The 21,325-nt window shown below is 34.3% G+C and carries 18 protein-coding genes and 1 riboswitch; of the genes, 14 read left to right on the plus strand and 4 right to left on the minus strand.

The genetic code is table 11. The features are described from left to right. The first annotated feature begins 39 nt into the window (after positions 1-39). The 7 genes from ACQKNR_RS22585 (at position 40) to ACQKNR_RS22615 (ending at position 7,860) form a co-directional block, all read left to right on the plus strand. Positions 40-963 (plus strand): alpha/beta fold hydrolase, encoded by a 924-nt coding sequence (locus tag ACQKNR_RS22585; RefSeq protein ID WP_427320771.1) that lies wholly within the window; start codon positions 40-42, stop codon positions 961-963. A 315-nt stretch (positions 964-1,278) separates the two neighbouring features. Beyond that, positions 1,279-1,923 carry a LytTR family DNA-binding domain-containing protein gene (locus ACQKNR_RS22590; RefSeq protein WP_427320773.1) on the plus strand — a complete coding sequence of 215 codons (645 nt, stop codon included), beginning with the start codon at positions 1,279-1,281 and terminating at the stop codon, positions 1,921-1,923. A 127-nt stretch (positions 1,924-2,050) separates the two neighbouring features. Further along, positions 2,051-3,565: an acetyl-CoA hydrolase/transferase family protein gene (locus ACQKNR_RS22595; RefSeq protein WP_427320775.1), complete on the plus strand. Its 1,515-nt coding sequence runs from the start codon at positions 2,051-2,053 to the stop codon at positions 3,563-3,565. A 300-nt stretch (positions 3,566-3,865) separates the two neighbouring features. Continuing rightward, positions 3,866-4,309, plus strand: a complete 444-nt coding sequence (locus ACQKNR_RS22600) for a GNAT family N-acetyltransferase (protein ID WP_427320777.1) — start codon at positions 3,866-3,868, stop codon at positions 4,307-4,309. A 27-nt stretch (positions 4,310-4,336) separates the two neighbouring features. Then, on the plus strand, positions 4,337-4,696 hold the full coding sequence (locus tag ACQKNR_RS22605; protein ID WP_427320779.1) for a YunG family protein: 360 nt from the start codon (positions 4,337-4,339) through the stop codon (positions 4,694-4,696). Positions 4,697-4,749: 53 nt separating this feature from the next. Further along, positions 4,750-6,075: a bifunctional S-methyl-5'-thioadenosine deaminase/S-adenosylhomocysteine deaminase gene (locus ACQKNR_RS22610; RefSeq protein ID WP_427320781.1), complete on the plus strand. Its 1,326-nt coding sequence runs from the start codon at positions 4,750-4,752 to the stop codon at positions 6,073-6,075. 156 nt (positions 6,076-6,231) lie between these two features. Then, positions 6,232-7,860, plus strand: coding sequence for a peptide ABC transporter substrate-binding protein (locus ACQKNR_RS22615; protein ID WP_427320782.1), 1,629 nt, complete (start codon positions 6,232-6,234; stop codon positions 7,858-7,860). A 67-nt stretch (positions 7,861-7,927) separates the two neighbouring features. Here the strand turns inward: ACQKNR_RS22615 and ACQKNR_RS22620 are convergent, their stop codons facing one another. Beyond that, positions 7,928-8,458: a GNAT family N-acetyltransferase gene (locus ACQKNR_RS22620; protein ID WP_427320784.1), complete on the minus strand. Its 531-nt coding sequence runs from the start codon at positions 8,456-8,458 to the stop codon at positions 7,928-7,930. A gap of 144 nt (positions 8,459-8,602) precedes the next feature. Between ACQKNR_RS22620 and ACQKNR_RS22625 the strand changes: the two genes are divergently transcribed. From ACQKNR_RS22625 to ACQKNR_RS22635, 3 genes are all read left to right on the plus strand, one after another. Continuing rightward, the gene (locus ACQKNR_RS22625) at positions 8,603-9,301 is read left to right on the plus strand and encodes a response regulator transcription factor (RefSeq protein ID WP_427320786.1); all 699 of its coding nucleotides are present in this window, start codon (positions 8,603-8,605) and stop codon (positions 9,299-9,301) included. Then, positions 9,291-10,352, plus strand: coding sequence for a sensor histidine kinase (locus ACQKNR_RS22630; RefSeq protein WP_427320788.1), 1,062 nt, complete (start codon positions 9,291-9,293; stop codon positions 10,350-10,352). The genes ACQKNR_RS22625 and ACQKNR_RS22630 overlap by 11 nt, the downstream gene beginning before the upstream one ends. A gap of 88 nt (positions 10,353-10,440) precedes the next feature. After that, on the plus strand, positions 10,441-11,301 hold the full coding sequence (locus ACQKNR_RS22635; RefSeq protein ID WP_427320790.1) for a peptidoglycan DD-metalloendopeptidase family protein: 861 nt from the start codon (positions 10,441-10,443) through the stop codon (positions 11,299-11,301). Positions 11,302-11,360: 59 nt separating this feature from the next. On the opposite strand, the gene ACQKNR_RS22640 is transcribed toward ACQKNR_RS22635, so the two are convergent. Continuing rightward, positions 11,361-12,656: an Nramp family divalent metal transporter gene (locus ACQKNR_RS22640; protein WP_427320792.1), complete on the minus strand. Its 1,296-nt coding sequence runs from the start codon at positions 12,654-12,656 to the stop codon at positions 11,361-11,363. Positions 12,657-13,150: 494 nt separating this feature from the next. On the opposite strand from ACQKNR_RS22640, the gene ACQKNR_RS22645 reads away from it, so the two are divergent. Further along, on the plus strand, positions 13,151-14,110 hold the full coding sequence (locus ACQKNR_RS22645; protein ID WP_427320794.1) for a rhodanese-related sulfurtransferase: 960 nt from the start codon (positions 13,151-13,153) through the stop codon (positions 14,108-14,110). Positions 14,111-14,349: 239 nt separating this feature from the next. Here ACQKNR_RS22645 and ACQKNR_RS22650 read toward each other — a convergent pair whose 3' ends face one another. Next, complete coding sequence (locus ACQKNR_RS22650; RefSeq protein ID WP_427320796.1) at positions 14,350-15,825, minus strand: hypothetical protein; 1,476 nt, start codon at positions 15,823-15,825, stop codon at positions 14,350-14,352. Between the two features lie 175 nt (positions 15,826-16,000). On the opposite strand from ACQKNR_RS22650, the gene panE reads away from it, so the two are divergent. Continuing rightward, positions 16,001-16,945, plus strand: coding sequence for a 2-dehydropantoate 2-reductase (gene panE / locus ACQKNR_RS22655; protein WP_427320798.1), 945 nt, complete (start codon positions 16,001-16,003; stop codon positions 16,943-16,945). 62 nt (positions 16,946-17,007) lie between these two features. On the opposite strand, the gene ACQKNR_RS22660 is transcribed toward panE, so the two are convergent. Beyond that, positions 17,008-17,136 (minus strand): hypothetical protein, encoded by a 129-nt coding sequence (locus tag ACQKNR_RS22660; RefSeq protein ID WP_427320800.1) that lies wholly within the window; start codon positions 17,134-17,136, stop codon positions 17,008-17,010. A gap of 140 nt (positions 17,137-17,276) precedes the next feature. After that, positions 17,277-17,423: riboswitch (cyclic di-AMP (ydaO/yuaA leader) on the plus strand. 294 nt (positions 17,424-17,717) lie between these two features. Between ACQKNR_RS22660 and ACQKNR_RS22665 the strand changes: the two genes are divergently transcribed. Then, positions 17,718-19,544 carry an APC family permease gene (locus ACQKNR_RS22665; protein ID WP_427320802.1) on the plus strand — a complete coding sequence of 609 codons (1,827 nt, stop codon included), beginning with the start codon at positions 17,718-17,720 and terminating at the stop codon, positions 19,542-19,544. Positions 19,545-20,136: 592 nt separating this feature from the next. After that, positions 20,137-21,297, plus strand: coding sequence for a non-hemolytic enterotoxin NHE subunit A (nheA, locus tag ACQKNR_RS22670; RefSeq protein ID WP_427320804.1), 1,161 nt, complete (start codon positions 20,137-20,139; stop codon positions 21,295-21,297). The last annotated feature ends 28 nt before the right edge of the window (positions 21,298-21,325 follow it).

Here is a 21,325-nt window from a genome sequence, read left to right on the forward strand (position 1 = left end):
ATTTTTTAGAGATACATAATAGATTTGGGGGCTGACGAAATGAACGTACAGGAAAGTTTCGTTACGGCATTGGATGGATCGGAAATTTATTTACGCAAGTGGTTACCAGAAGGTGAACCAAAAGGGATTATTCAAATTGCACATGGTATGACAGAACATGCAGGTGTGTATGCAGAATGTATTGATGCTTTATTGGAAGCAGGGTATGGTGTTTATGCGCATGATCATAAAGGGCACGGGAAAACAGTAAAAAAAGAAGAAGACTATGGTCATTTTGAGCCAAATGTAGGTTGGAATGAGGCTGTTTCTGATGTTATCTTTGTATCGGAAATGATAAAAGAAGAGCAGACGTGTCCATTGTTTTTACTTGGACATAGTATGGGCTCTTTTTTAGCAAGACGCGCTGTACAACTTAGAGGAGAACTATATGATGGATTTCTTATTTCAGGAACTGGCGGAAACCCAGGGTTTTTAGGAGTAATTGGTCATAAAGTAGCGACAATTGAGATGAAACTACGCGGAGCGAAAACGAAAAGTCCGATGCTAAACTTTTTATCTTTCGGAAACTTTAACTCGCACTTTAAACCAAATCGTACAAAATTTGATTGGTTATCTTCAGATATTAATCAAGTTGATAAATATATTGCGGATCCGTTATGTGGATTCATTTGTACGACGAGTTTTTATCGAGAATTATTTTCTGGTGTATTAGAAGTAAATAAACTAGAAGAATACAAGAAGACGCCAAAAAATCTTCCAATACATTTATTCTCTGGTGATCGTGATCCTGTTGGGGATATGGGAAAAGGTGTAAAAGAAGTTTATGAAAACTATAAAAAATGTGGTGTGAAAGACGTGACACTACGTTTATATGAAAATGGAAGGCATGAAATGTTCCATGAAGTGAATAGAGATGAAGTGTTTAAAGATTTGATTTTTTGGTTAGATGGACATATTGTATGAGAAGAAACCTCACTTTTTCTGAAGTGAGGTTTTTTGAGGAAACGGAGCAATAAAATAGAAAAACCAATTTTTTTGGCTACACAAAACCGAAATTCATTTCCCACCTACCGTTGGATTATCGTCCTTCACACGCTTGAGGAAGGAGACTTCTTTCGGATAATGTGTTAAAAGTTTTGATTTAAAAAATGTGAAATTGGACATAACGCAGACGGTTGTAGTTGCAAGATTTTAAGAATAACTTCTAATCAAACTTTTTATAAAGCGACAGATGCCTGTTCATAATAGTAGTATAATAGTGAATGAGGTGTTAATAGTATGGAAGATAAAACATTAGGCTTACTACTGGATGTTGTTGGTGAATTATTTTCAGATGAAATTTCAATTGCCGTTTCGAATACGAAAGAATATATCTACTATCGGCCAAGTAAACGAATTGATTTAAAGATTAGCGTCGGGGATCCTATAAAGGAAGGAACGATTGCCCATAAAGCAATGGTGACGAAGCAAAAAGCCTCTGAGTTTATTAACCGGGATGTTTTTGGTATTCCTTATCATGGAATGGCCGTACCATTTTCAAATAATGGAAAGCTTGAAGGTTGCGTGACGGCAATTTATCCAGCTTTAACAGATGGAAAGTCAGTCGTTACCTTAAAAACAACAGACGGCTGGATTCCGGTTCCTTTTTCAAAGGTCATGTATTTAGAGGCGAAAGATAAAAAGACGTATGTGAATTCAGAAGAGTTATCAGGAACACATAAATACTCTCTGCAAGAATTCGAATACTTGCTTCCGAAGGATTCATTTATTAGATGCCACCGTTCATTTATTGTAAATGTTAATCATATTAAAGCGATTTATCCTGATACCCATTCTACTTTTTTACTTTCGATGGATAATGGGGAGAGGGTACCAGTTAGTCAATCATATGCCAGTTATTTTCGCAAGATTCTAGGATTCTAGATTTTTCTGCTTTAGAACCTAGATTTGCTGTTTTATCTGAATTTTCGGCATTGTATACCAAAATCCCTATTTTGATGGTGTTAATGTGTAAAATAATTATGAATATTTATTAGGAGAGGGATTACATATGGAGAATAATTTGGATAGAATCAGGGATCAACGCCTGAAGGATCGGGTAGTTACACCTGAAGAAGCGGCTTCCTGGATTCAAAGTGGAATGACTTTAGGCTTAAGTGGGTTTACACGTGCAGGTGATGTGAAAGCAGTCCCATTTGCGCTGGTGAACCGAGTTAAGAATGATAAATCTTTTAAAGTAAATGTTTATACTGGGGCTTCCTTAGGTTCGGATGTAGACAAATTATTTGCTGAGGCAGGAATTTTAGGGAAAAGATTGCCTTTCCAAGCCGATGCGACTATGCGAAAAGGAATTAATAATGGAGACTTTTTATTTGTGGATCAGCATTTGTCTCATACAGCGGAGTTACTTCGCGCTGACGTTATGGATGTAGATTTCGCTATTTTGGAAGCGGTTGCGATTACTGAGGACGGAATGATTATTCCAACCACCTCAATTGGAAATTCCTTGGCATTTTCCCTAAATGCTAAGTCTGTTATTATTGAAATGAATATGGCTCAATCTACACAACTAGAGGGGCTGCATGATTTATATGAACCAGGTAAACAGGGGGAAAGGCTCCCGATTCCGCTCGTGAAAACGGATGATCGAATTGGAACAATCGGTATTCCGATTGATGTTGAAAAAGTGAAGGGAATTGTGTTTACGAACCAACTGGATTCACCATCGACAATTGTTCCTCCAGATGAAGAAACTGTTATTATGGCACAGCATTTAATAGAGTTCCTTCGAAAAGAAGTAAAAATAGGCCGATTAACAAATAGTTTAGCACCGTTACAATCGGGAATTGGTTCAGTGGCCAATGCAGTCCTGCATGGAATGTTAGATTCGGAGTTTGAAGATTTAGAAGTGTATTCTGAGGTTTTACAGGATGCGGTCTTTGATCTTATGGATGCTGGGAAAGTCCATTTTGCTTCCTGCTGCTCCATCACGCTTTCTGAAGAGAAAATGCAACAAGTATTTTCCAACTTTGAAAAATATCGTGACAAATTAATGATGCGCCCGCAAGAGATTTCCAATCATCCTGAAATCATTCGCCGCCTTGGATTAATCTCGATTAATACTGCTTTAGAATTAGATATATACGGAAATGTCAACTCTACTCACGTTTTAGGTACAAAAATGATGAACGGTATTGGTGGTTCTGGTGATTTTGCAAGAAATGCACGCTTAGCTATCTTTGTTACTAAATCCATTGCGAAAGGTGGTAACATTTCAAGTATCGTTCCTTTCGTATCTCATGTAGACCATACTGAACACGATGTAGATGTTATCGTCACTGAACAGGGCTATGCTGACCTAAGGGGACTGGCGCCAAGGGAAAGAGTGGAACTGATTATTGAGAATTGCGCACATCCAATGTATCGTGACCAACTACGAGCTTATTACGAAGAAGCACAAACAAGGGGTGGACAAACTCCTCATGTTTTAGAAAAAGCCTTTTCTTGGCATACGAATTATGCTAAAAATGGAACAATGCTTGAAGCGGTAGTAGAAACTGTATAGGTGCGTATCATAAGAAATAGTAAAACGAGTGATGGAGTTTGAAGCTCACTACAATATGTTACAAATATAAAGTGCCCTATAGGGTTAAATTTAGAAAAAAGAACGCCAATTTTCAGGAATGGCGTTCTTTTTCTTTAAATAAATTGTTAAAAACTGTACTTACCCATATAACGGTGAGCCGTTGTAGCTTTATAATAAAGATTTATAAAAATTACCTCTAATCTATGAAAATAAAGGTTTTTTAAATTACTTTCCGAATCATTTTATTAGTTTACATATCGAAGGTGAGGAGAAAGAATCATGAAGATAAGAGAAGCATTATTAAGAGAAGCAAATGAATTAAGTGAACTTGCACTACATTCAAAAGCAACGTGGAATTATAGTGAAGAATTTATTTTAGCTTGTAAGGAAGATTTAACAATTACAGAAGAGTACATAAAAAATAATTTTGTATATGTTTTAGAAAATGATAATACGAAGATTGGATTTTTCTCATTTTTACGTAATGAAAATGCTCTCGATTTCCTATACATTCATCCTCGTTTTAAAGGGAAAGGCTACGGAAAAATACTTTGGAAGTTTGTAATAGAGCAAGCAAATGAACTAGGATTAAAGAGTTTTACGATTGATAGTGATCCGAATGCAAAAGGGTATTACTTGAAAATGGGAGCAAAGCTAATCGGGGAGACACCATCAACGGTTTTTAAAGAGCGACTACTACCTCTTTTGCAATATGATGTGTAAAACTATTAATGTCAGGGGAAACTGAGAATGGATAATGTGAAGAAAAAACAAATATATGAAGCGTTAATAAAATCATGGTCGATTGAAACAAGTTCAAAGTGGACGATTGAGAATCCAGCAAAGGGACAATGTGGTGTAACGGCTCTAGTCGTTCAAGATATATACGGAGGAAAGATTAAAAAGACGAAAGTAGGAGAAGTATGGCACTTTTATAACCTTATAGATGGACAGGTGTTTGATTTTACAGAGACACAATTTAATGAAGAATTGAATTATATGGGCGTGGAATCTAATCGAGAAGAAGCATTTGCGGATACAAATGAAAAACAATATAGCAGTTTGAAGGGGAAGATAACGAAAGAATTAAAATTATCTTTTGACTCTTAATCTTTAATAAGTTACTATAATGGTGGTAACTCATTAAAGGGAACTTCATAGAGTTGAAAGGGGAAATACTTTTGAAAACAACTTATGTAAACGCTACAATTGCAACGATGAATGAACAAAACGAAGTGATAGAAAATGGATATATCATTGTAGAAAATGATCAAATTATAGATGTAAATAGCGGAGAATTCGCTAACGATTTTGAAGTAGATGAAGTAATTGACATGAAAGGAAAGTGGGTTTTACCAGGGCTTGTAAATACACATACACATGTTGTTATGAGTCTTTTGAGAGGTATTGGCGATGATATGTTATTACAGCCGTGGCTTGAGACGAGAATTTGGCCACTTGAAAGTCAGTTTACTCCAGAGCTTGCGGTCGCTAGTACGGAATTAGGATTACTTGAAATGGTGAAAAGTGGTACAACATCATTCTCTGATATGTTTAATCCAATTGGAGTAGATCAAGATGCAATTATGGAAACGGTATCAAGGAGTGGAATGCGAGCTGCTGTTTCAAGAACTTTATTTAGCTTTGGAACGAAAGAAGATGAAAAGAAAGCAATTGAAGAAGCTGAGAAATATGTGAAGCGTTATTATAAGGAAAGTGGTATGTTAACTACGATGGTTGCACCGCATAGTCCATATACATGTTCCACAGAACTGTTAGAAGAGTGCGCGCGTATTGCAGTAGAAAATCAAACTATGGTTCATATTCACCTTTCGGAAACAGAGCGTGAAGTACGTGATATTGAAGCACAGTACGGAAAACGTCCAGTAGAATATGCAGCAAGTTGCGGATTGTTTAAACGTCCAACAGTTATTGCGCACGGTGTGGTTTTAAATGAAAATGAGCGTGCTTTCTTAGCGGAATATGATGTTCGAGTAGCTCATAATCCGAATAGTAATTTAAAACTAGGTTCTGGTATAGCGAATGTAAAAGCGATGCTAGAAGCAGGAATTAAAGTAGGGATTGCAACAGATAGTGTTGCGTCTAATAATAATTTAGATATGTTTGAAGAAATGCGTATTGCAACTTTATTACAAAAAGGTATTCATCAAGACGCAACAGCATTACCAGTTGAAACAGCTCTTTCTCTTGCGACAAAAGGAGCTGCGGAAGTAATTGGTATGAAACAAACTGGATCACTTGAGGTTGGAAAGTGTGCCGATTTTATTACGATTGATCCGTCTAATAAACCGCATTTACAACCAGCTGATGAAGTGTTATCACACCTTGTATATGCAGCTAGTGGAAAAGATATAAGTGATGTAATTATTAACGGTAAACGTGTTGTTTGGAATGGTGAATGTAAAACATTAGATGAAGAGCGTATTATATTTGAAGCGAGTCGTTATAAACGAGGTTTACAAAGATAGGTATTTACATGTTGGTTGAAAAAGCTGTCCTTTTTTAAAAAGGACAGCTTTTTTCTTGAACGAATAAATATTCAATAGAATGTCGCATCTTTCTGTTAGCATTTCTGTTATAATATATAACGTTTTATAATAATTTATTTTTAAGGAGAACAATTTATGAAGCGAAAAAAGAGCCATTTAATGGTAATGGCACTTGTTACATCTTTATTATTAACAGCTTGTAATAATAAAGCGAATAAAAGTGATACAGAGGCTAAAAAACAAGTGTTAAATGTAACAGTATCAGAAGAAATTCCTTCGCTTGATACTGCGAAAACGATGGATGGTACATCAGCACACGTTATGCAAAACATATTTGAAGGGCTGTATGTGCTAAATGATCAGGATCATCCTATTCCAGCAGTAGCAAAATCGTTTAAAAGAAGTGAAGATGGTAAAAAATATACATTTGATTTGCGTAAAGATGCAAAATGGTCAAATGGAGACAATGTAACAGCAAATGACTTTATGTTTGCATGGAAACGTGCAGTTAACCCGCAAACGGCATCTCAATATGCATACATGCTCTTTTATGTGAAAAATGCGAAAGAAATAAATAAGGGAACAATGGCTCTTGATGAACTTGGGGTTAAAGTTATAAATGATTATAAGTTAGAAGTTGAACTAGAACAGCCAATTCCGTATTTTTTACAGTTGTTAGCGTTACCTATATACTTACCACAGCATGAATCATTTTTGAAAGAACAAGGAAACAAATATGGATTGGAACCTAGTAATCTCATATATAACGGCCCATTTGTATTAGAAAAATGGAAACATGAACAAGAGTTCCAATTAAAGAAGAATGCTACATATTGGGATCAAAAGAAAGTGAAATTAGACGAAATAAACTTTCATATCGTAAAGGATACAATGACGGCTGTAAACTTATATGAGGCTGGCGATTTGGATCGAGTACCTATTAATTCTCAAGTTGTAGACAAGTATAAAGGGAATAAGGAATTACATATGTCAAGTGATCCTGGAATCGCTATGCTACGTTTTAATGAGAAAAATAATGCGTTAGCCAATAAGAAAGTACGTCAATCTATCTCATTAGCATTAAATAAAGATGATATCGTTGCTCACTTTATTAATAACGGGGCAAAACCTGCAAATGGACTTGTACCAGTTGGTCATATAAATGAAGAGACGGGCAAAGATTTTAGAAAAGAAAACGGAGATATTTCTTCATATGATTTGCAAAATGCGAAAAGGCTTTGGGAAGAAGCGAAAAAAGAACTTGGAGTAGAAGAAGTAAAACTCGAGTTTTTAACGTTTGAACAAGATAACGCAAAACGTATGACAGAATATATAAAAGGTGACTTAGAAAATAATTTGCATGGATTAACGTTACAAATTAAACAGCAGCCATTTAAGCAAAAGTTACAGTTAGAACAAACAGGTGATTACGATATAACTATGGCAAATTGGGGACCTGATTATAAAGACCCAATTAGTTATTTAGATCTATTTACGACGGGTAATCCAAACAATAAAATGAGTTACTCCAATTCTCGTTATGATGATTTAATAAAGAAAGCGAAAAATGATTTTGTACTTGATCCAGAGAAACGATGGGAAGCGTTGCGAGAGGCTGAGCAGGTCTTATTAGAAGACGCTGCTGTGGCACCGCTTTATCACATTGGTTCAGCTTATGTACAAAAGGATTATGTAAAAGGAATTGAAAAGCATCAATTTGGTGGCGTGTATACTTATAAGAATGCTTATATTGAAGATAAATAGAGGTATTTATTATAAAAAAGAAACCTTACTTTGGAGAGTGAGGTTTCTTTTTTACACATGAGTGCTATTAAACCGATTTTAATAAAGAATAAAAATTCGTATCATATGGAATATCATCTTGATACATATAATTTTTTAGAACTCCTTCTTTTTCAAAACCTAATTTTAATAGCACTTTATTTGAAGCTTTATTTTCAAGAAAGACAATGGCACCAATACGTTTTAAATGAAGCGTGTGGAGACCATATGATATAACTTCAGAAATTGCTTCGGTGGCATATCCTTTTCCCCAGTATTCAGGGAGAAAGGCATAACTTATGTTTGCTCGTTTATGCTCAGAAGACCAATCGTGAAAACCAATTGTTCCAATGAGTTCTTTCTTATCTTTTAATTCGATTCCCCATTTTATACCGTTTCTTGCATTGTAACTCAACTTGAAATTATTAATAATTTGCTTTACTTGATCTACATTCTGTAATGGTTTTTGGCCATAATAGCGCAATACTTTAGGATTAGAAAAGCAATCCAATATACCTGGTGCATCTTCTTCGGTAAGTTCTCGCAAAATGAGTCGGTCGGTTTTTAATATAGGAAACATGCCTTCACTCCATTTCTTATGAAACTAGAATGTATTTGTTATTATTTAATTTAATCTGAAAATAAAGATTATTCAAGGCGTAATGATGATTTTGATTTATGTTAAAATTAATTGTGGAATATATTTCAAAAAAGAGGTTTAGATATGGACAAAAACTCAATATTAATCGTAGACGACGATCGAGATATTATTCAATTTATTAAAGTGAATTTAATACAAGAAGGTTATACTGTTTTCAGTGCTGAAAATGGGGAAGAGGCATTAGAGGTAATAAATAATAACAGTATTCAACTTGCTATCCTTGATGTTATGATGCCTCAAATGGATGGGATTGAATTGTGTAGAAGGATAAGAGAGAAACATAGTATTCCAATTATGTTTTTAAGTGCAAAATCATCAGATGTAGATAAGGTAATTGGATTAAGTACAGGAGCAGATGATTATATTGTGAAACCGTTTAGTACAATTGAGTTTGTGGCCAGGGTGAAGGCTCAATTAAGAAGGTATACATATTTCAATCAAAATACTGTTCAAGTAATTGAAAAGAAAATAAGCATTAGAGGTTTAGAAATAGATGAAGTGTCGAGAACAGTGATGCTATATGGACAAACAATTAATCTTACAAAAACCGAATATGATATTTTGCACTTAATGGCAGCTGCAAAGAACCGTGTGTTCACTATTGAAGAAATATTTGAAAGTGTTTGGAATGAAAGGGCTTATGAAAGTAATAATACGGTAATGGTTCATATTGCTAGGTTAAGAAATAAAATTGAGGGAAATCCAAAAGAGCCGAAGTTTATACAAAATGTTTGGGGAGTCGGATATAAAATTGAAGATTAAATTATTACAAGGAATTAGAGCTAAATTCTTTTTCGCATTTATATGTAGTATTTTGTTAGCTACGGTAAATATCATATTAGTTCAAATTTTATTTGGAAGTATATATAGTGATGTTGTCGCGCTAGAGGAAAGATATTCATTTTTTTATTTTATGTTTTTTCTTCTGTTAACCACTATATATTTTGCATTACTGACAAAGACTACTATAAAAAGATTGAATGAGATCAACAAGAATGTGAAGGAAATAAGCAATGGTAATTTGGAAATACATATACCTATTTCGAAGAGCGATGAGATTGGTGAGTTAGCGACGAATGTTAATAGAATGGCCAAAAGTCTAAAAGAGTCTATTGAGAATGAAAAAAAATCACAGGAAATGAAAAATGAAATGATTAGTAATATTTCGCATGACTTACGAACGCCTGTAACATCTCTAATCGGTTATGCTGACCTATTAGGAAATAAGCTTCATTCAAATGTAGAAGAATGTGAACAATATGTAAGTGTATTAAAGCGAAAAAGCTATGAATTAAAAAATCAAGTAGATGATTTATTAGAATACTGTCAAATAAATTATAGAGAGATCGAATTACATAAAAATGTAGTAAATATAAAAGCATTAATTGAACAAATCATGATTGATTTTGTACCACAACTAGATAATGCCAATATGAGCTTTTATATTAAAAGTGGTGAGGGGCTATATGTGGAAGTTGATGTAGCACTTATAGTGAGACTATTTGAAAATGTAATTAGTAATAGCATTATGTACGGGAAAGATGGAAAGGAAATTTTGATTCGAATTTCAAAAAGAGAAATGAATGTTGATATAGAAATCAAAAATTTTGGGCACCCCATTCAGAAAGAGAAACTTCCTTACGTTTTTGAAAAGTTTTATCGTGGCGAAAAATCACGTAGCGCTTATACTGGTGGAAAAGGCATGGGGCTTACGATTGCGAGAAGAATAGCAGAGCTCCATAAAGGAGATATCACTGTGCGTAGTAACGATAAAGAAACAATTTTCACCGTAATTTTACCGCAGTATACATAAATGTAAGAAAGTCGTAAATGTTTCTTCCATATGTCGTAATTTCTACTTTGTATCATGGAGAACAAAGATATGAAGGTAGGGATATAACATGTGGAAGAAATATTTTTTAGTAATTTTAGTTGCTTTTTTAATTATAAGTTGGAGTGTAGTTTATTTAGCTAATGGTGTTATATCAGTCATTGTTTGGTGGAGTATACAAGCTTTTAGCTTAGTTTCAATTGTTATTTTGATAGGTTCAGTATTACTATTTATTTGGAAAAGCATTTTTAGAAAGCAGATAGATAGAACGCTACTCTTAATAGTTCTATTCTCTATAATTGGAGCTTGGCCCTTAGGGTGGTTCGCTAACATAGGTGGAATTGCTTACCCAGCAGAGGTACAGTCTATGAGTCCTAAAGTAGTAGTTCGCTTTCCCTTGAATGAACGAGCACTAGTAGGCTGGGGCGGTGATCGATTAGAAACGAACTATCACGTTATAAAACCAAATGAAAGATGGGCATATGATATTCTCCTTCCACCTGCTGAAGTGAAAAGTAGTAAGTTGGGGGATTATGGAATATATGGAGCAGAAGTAATGACACCAGCTTCCGGGACAGTTGTATCAATTAATAATGATGAAAAAGATTTAGTTCCGGGATCGGATGATTTTCAGTCAATGGTGGGGAATCACATTTATATACAGTTAGATGAAACAGGAACATTTTTAGTTCTCGCCCACTTAAAGAAAGGATCGATTAAAGTTAAAGAAGGACAACATGTAAATGAAGGTGACATTCTTGCCCAAGTTGGAAACTCCGGAAGTTCAAGTGAGCCGCATTTACACATCCATCATCAAAGGCAGGATCCATCCAAGGTGAGTATGTTTTTTACGGAAGGATTACCACTATACTTTCGAATTGAAAAAGGTGCGATGATGCCGGAAAGAGGGGCATACATAAGTGGTAAGTAGAAGGAAATCATTTCGTCCAAAAAGGGTATTCCAAATTGAAATTGGAATACCCTTTTTCATTAACCTACAAATGTTTGATACAGTAAGAAAATATTTAAAACGATAACGAGTGCAGCGATTATCCACGCGATGAATGTTGTAATGCGATGGTTAACAAGCGCTCCCATAATCTTTTTATTACTTGTAAACATAATAAGTGGTACTAGTGCAAAGGCAATCCCGAACGATAAGACAACTTGGCTCATAACGAGAGCGTAAGTTGGATTTACACCTAAAGCAATTATAACTAGAGGTGGAATCATTGTTATAAATCGGCGTAAGTATAACGGAATATGCATGCGAATGAATCCTTGCATAATAATGTCACCAGACATTGTACCGACAGACGAGCTAGATAATCCTGCTGATAAAAGTCCGATTCCAAATAAGGCAGCGGATGCAGGACCGACTAAATTACTGAATTGGTTAAAAGCAACATCAAGATCTTCAACGTGCAAGCCGTTTTTAAAGAATAAAGCCGCTGCTACAATTAACATACTCGCATTAATTGCTCCAGCGATAACCATTGCAATAATGATATCAATGAATTCGAAACGGAAAATCTTTTTCTTTTGTTCATCATTTGTTCCAACTACGCGGCGCTGTGTTAAGGCGGAATGTAAATATATTGCGTGTGGCATAACTGTCGCACCTAAAATACCAGCTGCTAAAAGTATGCTATCCACGCCTTGGAATTTTGGAATAAATAGTCCTGAAAGAAGAGGGCTTAATTCCGGTTTTGCATAAAAAACTTGGACACCAAAAGCGATAACAACGATAAAAATCATCCCTGTTATGATAGCTTCTAATGGACGAAAGCCTCTGCGTTGAAATTCAAGAATAATAAACGATCCAGCTGCTGTAATTAAAGCGGCTGGTAACATTGGAATTCCAAATAATAAGTACAATCCGAGTGCTGCTCCAATAAATTCAGCTAAATCAGTCGCCATAATAACGAGTTCTCCTTGAATCCATAAACCGATGGAAACAGGTTTTGGGAAGTTTTCACGAGCTATCTCAGGAAGGTTTCTCCCAGTAGCGATTCCTAATTTAGCTGATAAAGTTTGAATTAATACAGCCATTAAATTAGAAGCGAGAATTACCCAAAGTAATAAATAACCATATTGTGAGCCGGCAGCAATATTCGTTGCAAAATTCCCAGGATCAATGTAAGCGACTGAAGCGATGAAAGCAGGCCCTAAGAATGGTAATAGTCTTTTTAAGCCTTTCGTTTGTCCGCTTAACGCTAAATGTGCTGATTGAACAGTTGTACTTTGAGAAGGGACTTGTTCTTCTTTTGACATATCTTTATTCATAGTATTGTTCCCCTTTGAAATCTTAACTTGATGAAATTATTGTATTTATTCTTACTCATTATTTCAATACATTTAAATATATTATGTGTCAATTTCATTTGAACATAAAAGTTTCCTTAATGCAAATTATATGACTTTGTGCAATCGATGGTGTGAAAATGTAAAATTATTTTGGAAGTTTATGGCTACTGAATAAAGGGGAAGATAATAAATTAAAGGGCTATTTTTGAAATTTATGTAAACATAAAGCCTATAATATAGCATATTAATTGATGGAAATGAATTTGTGTGATATATAATATATTGGGATTACAACATAACCATAGTGTTTTGATGTGTAATCTTGTTTTTATTTTTGTTAACTTATAGAAAAAATTGTAAATAGAAGAAAATAGGCTAAGTACAATTTCGCATATATTTTCTTATTATATATGTTTTGATATGAACGTTAACTTATACATGATTTTAAAAATTAGATAGGTGGTAGAAATACATTGGCAACTACAAAACCATATAGAGTATTACTATATTACATGTATACAACAATTGAAAACCCTGAAGAATTCGCTGCAGAACATTTAGCATTTTGTAATTCACTTGAGTTAAAAGGAAGAATTCTTGTAGCTAAAGAAGGAATTAACGGAACTTGTTCTGGAACTGTAGAGCAAACAGAGAAATACATGGAAGCAATGAACAATGATCCACGCTTTGATGGCATCGTGTTTAAAGTAGATGAAGAAGAAGGGCATGCATTCAAGAAAATGCACGTACGTCCTCGTCCAGAGTTAGTTACACTTCGTCTAGAAGACGACATTAACCCAAAAGAAATTACTGGGAAGTATTTAGAACCAAAAGATTTTTATGAGGCGATGAAACAAGAAGATACAGTTATCATTGATGCACGAAATGATTATGAATTTGATTTAGGTCACTTTAAAGGTGCAATTAAACCAGATATTGAATCATTCCGTGAATTACCAGATTGGATTAGAGAAAATAAAGAAACACTTGAAGGCAAAAAGATTTTAACGTACTGTACAGGTGGAATTCGTTGTGAGAAGTTCTCTGGTTGGTTAGTTCGTGAAGGTTACGAAGATGTAAGCCAGCTTCACGGCGGAATTGTAACGTACGGAAAAGATACAGAAGTACAAGGTGAACTTTGGGATGGTCAATGTTACGTGTTCGATGAGCGTATCTCTGTACCAGTAAACCAAAAAGAACATGTTATCGTTGGTAAAGACCACTTTACAGGTGAACCTTGTGAGCGCTATGTAAACTGTGCAAACCCAGAATGTAATAAGAAGATTTTATGTTCTGAGGAAAATGAAGCGAAATATTTACGTGCATGTTCTCATGAATGTCGTGTACACCCACGTAACCGCTACGTAGCACAACATGAATTAACTGAAGAGCAAGTAGCTGCTGCATTAGAGAAAATCGAAGCAGGAAAGTAAGCGGAATTAGTGTAATAAAAAGAGAAGAGGCTACTCCAAATTTCATTTTGTAGTAGCCTTTTTTATTGTTCGGTTCTTTATTTTGTCAGTTTTTGTCGGTAATTCGATATATTTTAAAAATCGCTGATATATTTTGAGTTGTGGTCGATATATTCGAAAAATCGCCAATAAAAAATTCACCTACTAACGTACGGCGCGCATTACTAGGGTAAGAAATAATCTTCTGGAGTCAAAAGTCTTTACTGCTTATCCTCTTTCTCTTTCACAGCAGAAAGAACAGTTTGTTTTACCCACGCTTTTCTTCTTCTATGCTGTATACCCCATTGGTATAAATTTTGCGCACCTAAAATAAAGGAAATGACTATGCCGCTGATCGCTATTAACAGCGCGAAAAATTCAAGAGGCGATGATATTTTGTTTGAATTGGTGTTTCTTAAAAGGTCAATCATAGTAAAACCTAACATTTGTCCTACTACAGAGTAGAGCGTTAAAATTAATAGTAAAAGGCTATCTTTTTTAGAGGCGACATTTTCTTGGTATTTAAATAAGCTATCAAGGTTTTGCTTCGCGTTTGCGTATAGAACCTCAATGTTAAAAAGCTTTCTTAAGCGGAAGAAAATATCTTCACTTTGTGATTGGGATACTAACTCTAAAGAAAAGTAATTAGCTGTAAACGAATTGATTGAATAAATTAATTTCTCTATTTCATTTGTATCTTGTTCAATATTTAGCTCAGCATAGGCGTTTGCCATTTTTAATAAAACAATTTTATGAAATAAATTTAATAATAAAGCGTAATAAAATTCCCCGTACATTTGACTAGCAAGTTTAGTGACTTCTTGTTCACCTTCATTTGTTATACATGTGAAAATGTGTTCTTCCATTATGAAATAGCGGTTAGGAGCCCATCTTTGGTAAGAATGATTTGCTAAATAATCGTGAATATAAGGAATATTATTTGCGCTAATATACGGTTTACCATCGTCTGTTAATCCGGAAAGACTGGAAGTACGATATATATCGACTACATGAAGGTCTGACTCTTTCTTTATGGATAATAAAGTTTGTACATACATTCGTTGGTCTTCAAAGAATGGGAATGTTTGAAAGTAAGAACTCCGCAATCTCTTTTTCTCAAAGAAATCTGTTAAGCCATGAAATAAATCACCAAATATAAGTTTTTCCACTTGTGAATATTTTTTTCCATCACATTCAATACAAATAGTCTCAGTTGTATCATTTCTAGTTTCAAGTACACGGAAGCGGGCAGCGAATTCGATTGCTTCTGATAATGTCATGTTTGGAGCGGTTTTTACTTCTGTTCGAATTGTTAAGAAGCCAAGCTCATAAGGACAAAGTGTTACATCAATTGAGTGTACGGTGAATGGGACTGAAATAAGGTTTGTTGTTAAATATCCATTTAAGTTAAGGTCTTTAGAATAACGTTGCAATCCTTTTTGATATTCTGAATGAGGAAAAAGAATTTTATTTGTAAATGAAAGATAGTACGCTTCCATATTTTGATGTGAAACTTTAAACTGCCCATAATATGTATTTTCATCATCGAGATGATCGAGTCGAAAAGGACGAAAATTATTTTTTTGTAAGAAAGGGAACATATTTTGTTCATATCCACTTTTAAACGAAAATGGGAAAATAAATTGAAATATAGCTGTTGTTACATCTTTTTCCTCTATTGATTGTATTGCCTCCATTTACATTGTTTCCTTTCCATTTAAGCTATAGAAACAACATGCCCAATTTTTCTTGAAAATAACCTCTCATTTTCAGTAGATTAGGAATGAAAATTCAGCTAATTAAGTAGGGGACATGTATAATATTATGTATACTAAAACTAGTATAATTATGTTATGAAAAGGGGGATATAGTATGCGTATTTTAGTGTTAGGGGCTGGGGGCGTTGGCGGATTTTTTGGTGGTCGATTAGTAGAAAAGGGAGAGGATGTTACATTTCTCGTCCGCAGTAAAAGAAAACAGCAATTAGAGGAAAAAGGACTTATTATTCGTAGTGTTAGCGGGGATTTTTCATTTCAACCGAAATTAATAACGAAAGAAGATCGTACTGCTCCATTTGATGTGATTTTATTTTCAACAAAGGCGTATCATTTAAACGACGCAATTGAAGATTTAAAGCCATTTGTAGATGAAAATACTGTGATAATCCCATTATTAAATGGTATCGCTCATTTATCGCTATTACAAAAGGAATTCGGTGAAGAAAAAGTAATTGGCGGTTTATGCTTTATCGAGACGACGTTAAATGATCAAGGAGAAATTGTACAAACTAGTACTGCCAACAGACTTGTATTCGGGGAAATAAAGCCCCAAGATTCAGCGAGAATAAAGCGTATTTCTAAAGTTTTTGCAGGTACGAAAGCCAGTTTTATTTTAAGTGAAAATATTACGCAAGATATGTGGCATAAATATTTATTTATTACTGTAATGTCAGGTGTGACAACATTAATGCGTGCACCGATAGGACCGATTCGTGAAAGTGATGGAGGTCGAGAATTTATCCGGAATTTATTTGCAGAATCTGTGCAAATCATGAAAGCTATGAAGGCACCAGTTAAGGATAATATTATTGAGGAACATATGAAAACGATTGATAAAATTTCGTATGATATGAAGTCATCGATGCAGCGTGATATGGAAAAAGGTTCGTTTATTGAAGGGAAGCACTTGCAAGGATACTTATTGGATTTAGCAGAGCAATTTTCTATAGAAGCACCATTATTAGGAGCGGTATATCAAAACTTGAAGGTATATGAAGAAATGGCCTTTAACAAATCTGTAATAGAATTAGATGTATGAAAAAATAAAAAAGATAGCAATATATAAGTGTATTGCTATCTTTTTTATTTGTGTATGACAAATTATTTGTTTCTTTTAACTCTTTCTGTCAAATTTATTTCCTCTTCACGTTTACCATATAGCTGATTAATTTCATTTGCTACTACATCTAAATATGAGTCGGAAAAAAGTGGCTTCTTTTTTTTAGACATATGGGTCTCCTTTGTGGATTTTTTAGTATTCATTATGTATATTTATTGGCGGATTATGCGCAATCATTTTAAATTTTTTCTTTTTCAAAATTTTTGTTTACTTTTTGAAAATAAAGGAGTATTATAATCCACAGTTTCAATTTTCTAAATCGCTGAAACCGCATGGTGCGGGGGACCCGTTTTAATGGATTAGTGCATAATCAAATGGGGTGAATCCTTGAAAAAGGTAGGGCTACTCATAGGCCCGAATCCGACAGCTAACCTCGTAAGCGTTATATTGAGAAGGAAGGTGGAGCTTGTGCGACAAAAAAAATAATGTCTACAAGTCTATTTCTTGATGGCTTGTAGACATTTTTTGTTTTCTGAAGAAATAGTTTATCCCGCTTTAACGGGCAATAAGACTCCCACCTCAAAATTCGGCGGATGCGCGGAAGTTAGGTGGGAGATCAACTGCCCGTAAAAGCTTGATTGGTTCAACTAATAATCCGTGGGGGATAACCCTTCCCCACGGATTAAAGTTTCACTTTATTAGCTGTAACTAGTAGAAAAGTTCGTACAAAATTATTGGAGAGTGGACAGCAGTGGTTTCATCTATCAAAAAATTTTTAATTGGAAGGCCGTTAAAATCAACTGAGTTAGGAGAACAAAAACTCAATAAAACGAAAGCGTTAGCTATTTTATCTTCTGATGCTTTATCATCAGTTGCTTACGGTCCAGAGCAAATTTTAATTGCTTTAACAGGTCTTGGAGCAATAGCTTATTGGTATTCCATTCCGATAGCTGTTGGAGTATTGGTATTATTGACAGCTCTTATTTTATCTTATCGTCAAATTATTTTCGCTTATCCTCATGGCGGGGGCGCATATGTTGTATCAAAAGAAAATTTAGGGATGAATCCAGGTTTAATAGCAGGAGGATCTTTATTAGTCGATTATATTTTAACTGTTGCAGTAAGTGTGTCTGCAGGTACAGATGCGATTACGTCTGCTTTTCCTAGCTTACATGCGCATAATGTAATCATTGCGGTTATATTTGTTATATTGATTACTATTTTAAATTTAAGAGGGGTAACGGAATCAGCTTCCATTTTAGCATATCCTGTTTATTTATTTGTTCTAGCACTATTTATATTAATTGGTGTAGGGATATACAATATTTTAACTGGTCACGTTTCACCGACTTTACATTCGCCAATTGGAACACCAGTTGCCGGAATTAGCCTATTTTTACTGTTACGAGCGTTTGCATCAGGAAGTTCTGCTTTAACAGGTGTTGAAGCAATCTCTAATGCAATCCCGAATTTTAAAGATCCTTCTCCTAACAATGCGGCAAAAACATTGCTTGCGATGGGGGCTTTACTTGCCGTTTTATTTTCGGGAATCGTCTTTTTAGCTTACTATTATGGCATTACTCCAAGTAAACAAGTAACGGTTGTTTCACAAATCGCTGAACAAACATTTGGACGTAATTTTATGTACTTTTTCATACAAGGTACAACAGCTTTAATATTAATTCTTGCTGCTAATACAGGATATTCTGCATTTCCATTATTGGCGGTTAATCTTGCGAAAGATAAGTTCATACCAAGAATGTTTACGATTAGAGGAGACCGTCTAGGGTATTCAAACGGTATTATTATACTTGGGATTGCTTCGATTATTTTAATTGTAGCTTTCCAAGGGAAAACAGAACACTTGATTCCGTTATATGCGGTAGGGGTATTTATTCCGTTTACACTTTCTCAAACTGGAATGGTACTAAAATGGCTTCGTGAAAAGCCTGAAGGATGGATGTTACGATTAACGATTAATTTAATTGGTGCAGTTATTAGTTTTATCGTTATGAGTATGTTCTTTTTAACTAAATTCGCGCAAGTTTGGTCAATCCTTATTTTCTTACCTGCAATCATCTTCTTGTTTCATCGAATTAAGAAGCATTACGATGCAGTTGGCGATCAATTGAGTTTAAAAACTTGTGAGCCGCTTATTCCGATTGAGGGGAATGTAATTGTTGTCCCTGTAGCTGGTATGACTCATGTAGTAGAAAATTCATTGAATTATGCTAAAGCTCTTTCACCAGATCAAGTAATTGCTGTATATGTTGCTTTTGATAGAGAAGAGGAAAAGGTATTTGAAGAGAAGTGGAAGAAGTGGCAACCTGACGTAAGGCTTGTTACATTGCACTCTCATTATAGAAGTATCATTCAGCCATTAACAAAGTTTATTGATACAGTGCAGTATAAAGCAAGTGAATCAAATTACAGAGTTACGGTCGTTATACCACAGTTTATTCCGAAAAAGGGTTGGCATAACATTCTTCATAATCAGTCTAGCTTATTAATTCGTGCGTATTTACTGTATCGAAGAAATGTTGTAATTACGACAGTACCATATCATTTGAAAAAATAGAAAAATTAATGTTAAGGATAGCTTCACTTTAGTGAAGCTATCTTTTTGTATGTATATGCTATGCATAATTGCATATAGGCTTAAAAGATATATTAATATAATTTTATCGGTTATGAGTAAATAGTGTTTTCTGTTGTGGTATATAGATAATCTAATCGGGAAAGTGAATCGAATTTTATTTTGGAATAAGGACATGAAAGCTTGAAAATAAAGGGAATGAAAATACTTCTTTACGATAGATAAATGGCTGTGTTTAAATGACCTTACAGTACAAAACTTAAATGAAAACAAAACGAGATTTCATATTTTCGTACGTTAATTAGTTTAAAATGAATAGTATTTTTATGTAATATATTCACTGTGTGAATGTGAGTAAAATAGAAATTTTATACAACTTTATTCGCACTAAACATATATGAAAAGTTATGGAATGTTTTATAACAATAAGTAAGTACTGTAGCAAGGAAATTTGAGAGAGAGGGTTAGTACATGAATCACGATGAGAACACTCTCTATTTTTAACCATCTCAATATATGTAAGAAAATAATACAATGCGATATTAATAGTTGCTAATACATAGGAGGAGTTAAAGTGAAAAAGACTTTAATTACAGGGTTATTGGTTACAGCAGTATCTACAAGTTGCTTCGTTCCTGTAAGCGCTTACGCTAAGGAGGGGCAAACAGAAGTGAAAACAGTTTATGCGCAAAATGTAATTGCCCCAAATACATTATCCAATTCAATTAGAATGTTAGGATCACAGTCACCACTTATACAAGCATATGGATTAGTTATTTTGCAACAACCAGACATTAAAGTGAATGCTATGAGTAGCTTGACGAATCATCAAAAATTTGCAAAAGCGAATGTACGAGAGTGGATTGATGAATATAATCCGAAGTTAATCGACTTAAATCAAGAGATGATGAGATATAGCGCTAGATTTAATAGCTATTATAGTAAGTTATATGAGCTAGCAGGAAAAGTAAATGAAGATAAACAGGCAAAAGCAGATTTTACAAGTGCATATGGAAAATTACAATTGCAAGTACAAAATATCCAAGAGAGTATGGAGCAAGATTTATTAGAGTTAAATCGATTTAAAACGGTATTAGACAAAGATAGTAACAACTTATCAATTAAAGCTGATGAAGCAATAAAGACACTGCAAGGATCAAGTGGAGATATTGTGAAATTAAGAGAAGACATAAAAAGAATTCAAGGAGAAATCCAAGCTGAACTAACTAATATTTTGAATAGACCTCAAGAAATTATTAAAGGTTCTATTAATATCGGTAAACAAGTATTTACAATCACAAATCAAACTGCACAAACGAAAACAATCGACTTTGTTTCTATCGGTACTTTAAGTAATGAAATTGTAAATGCTGCAGATAGTCAAACGAGGGAAGCAGCTCTTCGTATTCAACAAAAGCAAAAAGAGTTATTACCACTTATTCAAAAGTTATCACAAACTGAAGCAGAGGCGACTCAAATTACATTTATTGAAGATCAAGTAAGCAGCTTTACAGAACTAATTGACCGCCAAATTAAAACTTTAGAGACGTTATTAACGGATTGGAAAGTTTTAAATAATAATATGATCCAAATTCAAACAAATATTGAAGAAGGCACGTATACAGATAGTAGTTTACTTCAAAAACATTTCAATCAGCTCAAAAAAATAAGCGATGAAATGAATAAGCAAACAAATCAATTTGAAGATTACGTTACAAACGTTGAAGTACATTAAACAGAAAAATATTTAACGATATAGGGAG

Origin of the sequence: Bacillus sp. NPDC094077 (assembly GCF_050279465.1) — a bacterium.
GTDB lineage: Bacteria > Bacillota > Bacilli > Bacillales > Bacillaceae_G > Bacillus_A.

Coding starts and splice junctions, on each gene's coding strand:
- ACQKNR_RS22660 (WP_427320800.1), bottom strand. CDS start 17,136: ATGTCTAAAAAAAAGAAGCCACTTTTTTCCGACTCATATTTAGATGTA.
- ACQKNR_RS22590 (WP_427320773.1), top strand. CDS start 1,279: ATGGAAGATAAAACATTAGGCTTACTACTGGATGTTGTTGGTGAATTA.
- ACQKNR_RS22640 (WP_427320792.1), bottom strand. CDS start 12,656: ATGAATAAAGATATGTCAAAAGAAGAACAAGTCCCTTCTCAAAGTACA.
- ACQKNR_RS22605 (WP_427320779.1), top strand. CDS start 4,337: ATGGATAATGTGAAGAAAAAACAAATATATGAAGCGTTAATAAAATCA.
- ACQKNR_RS22650 (WP_427320796.1), bottom strand. CDS start 15,825: ATGGAGGCAATACAATCAATAGAGGAAAAAGATGTAACAACAGCTATA.
- ACQKNR_RS22585 (WP_427320771.1), top strand. CDS start 40: ATGAACGTACAGGAAAGTTTCGTTACGGCATTGGATGGATCGGAAATT.
- ACQKNR_RS22595 (WP_427320775.1), top strand. CDS start 2,051: ATGGAGAATAATTTGGATAGAATCAGGGATCAACGCCTGAAGGATCGG.
- ACQKNR_RS22600 (WP_427320777.1), top strand. CDS start 3,866: ATGAAGATAAGAGAAGCATTATTAAGAGAAGCAAATGAATTAAGTGAA.
- ACQKNR_RS22625 (WP_427320786.1), top strand. CDS start 8,603: ATGGACAAAAACTCAATATTAATCGTAGACGACGATCGAGATATTATT.
- ACQKNR_RS22635 (WP_427320790.1), top strand. CDS start 10,441: ATGTGGAAGAAATATTTTTTAGTAATTTTAGTTGCTTTTTTAATTATA.
- panE (WP_427320798.1), top strand. CDS start 16,001: ATGCGTATTTTAGTGTTAGGGGCTGGGGGCGTTGGCGGATTTTTTGGT.
- ACQKNR_RS22615 (WP_427320782.1), top strand. CDS start 6,232: ATGAAGCGAAAAAAGAGCCATTTAATGGTAATGGCACTTGTTACATCT.
- ACQKNR_RS22620 (WP_427320784.1), bottom strand. CDS start 8,458: ATGTTTCCTATATTAAAAACCGACCGACTCATTTTGCGAGAACTTACC.